Below are 2,628 nucleotides of genomic sequence, written 5' to 3'. Positions count from 1 at the left end.
CAGCGACGGCTCCTGGGAGGGGAACGCAGATACCCTGAAGGCATGCCACTGACCGGAGAATACAAGCCGTCCACCTCGGAGTGGGCACGTGAACAGGCCGAGGCGTTCGAAGCGAGCGGGGGCACCGAAGCGAACGAGCTCCGCGGCATGCCCATCATCGTGCTGACGACGGTCGGCCGTAAGACGGGGGCCCTGCGCAAGACCGCGCTCATGCGCGTCGAGCACGAGGGCCGTTACCTCGCCGTCGCCTCGATGGGCGGTGCGCCGAAGGAGCCGGCGTGGGCGGGCAACATGCGCGCCCACGATCACGTCGAACTGCAGGACGGCGCCGTCACGCGCGACTACCGCGCCCGCGAGCTCAGCGGCGACGAGCGCGCCCAGTGGTGGGAGCGGGCCGTCGCGGCGTTCCCCGCGTATGCCGACTACCAGGAGAAGACCGATCGCGTGATCGCCGTCTTCGTCCTCGACCCGATGACGGCCTGATTCGGCGGCATCCGCCCATGCCCCCCGTTCCTCCCCGAGCCCTCGCGGCTCGATGAAGGCGTCCCCGGGCGGGGTCCGCCCGTCTCAGCGCACCGCCGTCCTGCTCTCGATCGTCGCCGCTTTCGCCGCGATCGCCGTCGTCGCGTTCGCGCTGCTCACCGCCGTCCCGCCGTCGATCGCCAACCTCGCGAGCTCGTCGTCCGACGGCGTGACGCCCACGCCCCTCGAGACCGATCGCGTCGACGCCGGGATCATCGTGCCGGATGGCTGGACGATCGTGCGGGAATCGTCCGCGGCCGTCACGGTGCGCACGCCCGACGGCGGCATGACGGCGCAGCTCGAGCTGATCGATCAGACCGCGGATGCCGCGATCCGAGCCACGCCGGACATCGCGTCGCCCGTGCGCGGCGAACAGCTGACGACGGGCCGCGATGTCGTGCACGTCGACGTGGCGCCCGACGGCGTCGTCGCGGCGGTGGGCCTCGGCGCGGACGGCGGCAGCGTGCGGGTGACGGCGACCGCGGCCGAAGGGCGGACGATGGCGGCCTACCGGCCGGCCCTGGCCGAGCTGCTCGAAGGGATCGCACCGTGAGGCGAGTCGCGGCGGCAGCTGTCGTGCTCGGGGCGGCGCTCGTGCTCGGCGCGTGTGCGCCCGTGACGGATGCCGCGTGGGAACCGCCGTCCTGGGCGGAGGAGGAGATCACGGTCGCCCGCCCGCCCGCGGCCCTCGACCTCGCGGCGCAGACCGCGCTCGCGGCATCCGTCACGTCGTACCGGCTGCACAACGCCGCCGTGGGCGTCGAGGCGCGCTTCGCCCTGCTGCCCGGGACGGGCGGGGGCGTCGACGCGTTCAACGCCGTGATCGGCGACCTCGTGCGCGATGCCGTCGCGACGCAGTCCGCCGCCTCGGGCGTCGCCTACGCGCCGGCGACGGGCGCGGGACTCGCCGACCGCGCGTGCATCACGGGCTCGACGGCGTGGACGGCGGACGAGATCCTCGCCGAGGTGGGCGCGAGCGGCTCCGCCGTCGTGTGCGACATCGTCGCCGCGGCGGGCCCCTTCTTCGGCGAGCGGGTGCGGGTCGTCGCGGGTGGGCCCGACGCACCCCGCTCCGATGCCACGACGACGTTCTATGCCGACACGGCGTCGGGCGAGGTCGTGACAGCGGCGCAGCTGTGGGCCGATGACGCCGCCGCGCGCCTCAGCGCCGACGTCGTCGATGCGCTGCGCCGCGACGCCGGCGCCCTCACCCTCGCCCCGGCCGCGGCCGGCGACGACGCGCAGCTCGCGGCGATCGAAGCCGCCCTCTCGACGACCGTGCCCGCGGGGGACGGCGGCCTCGTCTTCACGATCGCGGCGGGCTTCGAAGCGCCCGCGCTGCGCGCCCTCGGCGTCGACGCGACGGCCGAGCCGCTCACGATCGGCGTACCCGCCGCGATCGTCGCCGATCTCGTGACGCCGTTCGGCGCGCGTCTGCTCGGGTCCGCCGGCGAGCCCTACACCGGCCCGTCGGGTCCCGCGGGGTTCGATCGCGTCGACTGCACGCTCGTCCCGTGCATCGCCCTCACCTACGACGACGGGCCCTCGAGCCTCACACCGACGCTGCTCGACGTTCTCGCCGAGGCGCGCGTCGCGGCGAGCTTCTACATGCTCGGCCCGTCTGCGGCCTCGCGCGAGGACACCGTCCGGCGCGTGGCATCCGAGGGTCATCTGATCGGCAACCACACGTGGAGCCACCCGCAGCTGCCCGAGCTCGACGACGAACAGGTCGCCGCTCAGATCGTCCGCACGGGGGATCTGCTGCGCGGGATCAGCGGGCAGGCCGTCGCGAGCTTCCGCCCGCCCTACGGCGAATACGACCAGCGGGTGCTCGACGTGGCACAGCAGCCCGCGATCCTGTGGAGCGTCGACACGCGCGACTGGGCGGGCCCCGCCGACGACGTGCTCGAGGCGACGGCGGTCGACGGTGCGTCGCCGGGCGGGATCATCCTCTTCCACGACATCCACGAGCGGTCCGTGCGGGTCGCCCCGGCCGTCGTCGCGGGACTGCTCGACCGCGGGTTCTCGCTCGTCACCGTCTCTCAGCTGTTCGGTGGGACTCTTCCCGCCTCCGGTGCGTGGAGCCGCGCCGGCTGACCCGCTGCG

General features: G+C 74.1%; 3 protein-coding genes. All 3 read left to right on the top strand.

Annotated elements, in window-relative coordinates; genetic code table 11:
- Positions 1-42: 42 nt before the first annotated feature.
- Genes ACFC3F_RS09275 through ACFC3F_RS09265 form a run of 3 tightly spaced genes read left to right on the top strand, consistent with a single transcriptional unit; the run spans position 43 to position 2,619 of the window.
- Entirely contained in the window at positions 43-483 is a 441-nt protein-coding gene (locus ACFC3F_RS09275; protein ID WP_376128776.1) for a nitroreductase family deazaflavin-dependent oxidoreductase, read from the top strand.
- Positions 484-535: 52 nt separating this feature from the next.
- Positions 536-1,075, top strand: a complete 540-nt coding sequence (locus ACFC3F_RS09270; RefSeq protein WP_376128774.1) for a hypothetical protein — start codon at positions 536-538, stop codon at positions 1,073-1,075.
- Positions 1,072-2,619, top strand: a complete 1,548-nt coding sequence (locus tag ACFC3F_RS09265; protein ID WP_376128772.1) for a polysaccharide deacetylase family protein — start codon at positions 1,072-1,074, stop codon at positions 2,617-2,619. The genes ACFC3F_RS09270 and ACFC3F_RS09265 overlap by 4 nt, the downstream gene beginning before the upstream one ends.
- Positions 2,620-2,628 lie beyond the last annotated feature (9 nt).

The organism is Microbacterium sp. NPDC055910 (assembly GCF_042271185.1).
Classification (GTDB): domain Bacteria; phylum Actinomycetota; class Actinomycetes; order Actinomycetales; family Microbacteriaceae; genus Microbacterium.
Note: the sequence above shows the minus strand (reverse complement) of the source record. Positions and strands in the feature narration are given on the sequence as shown.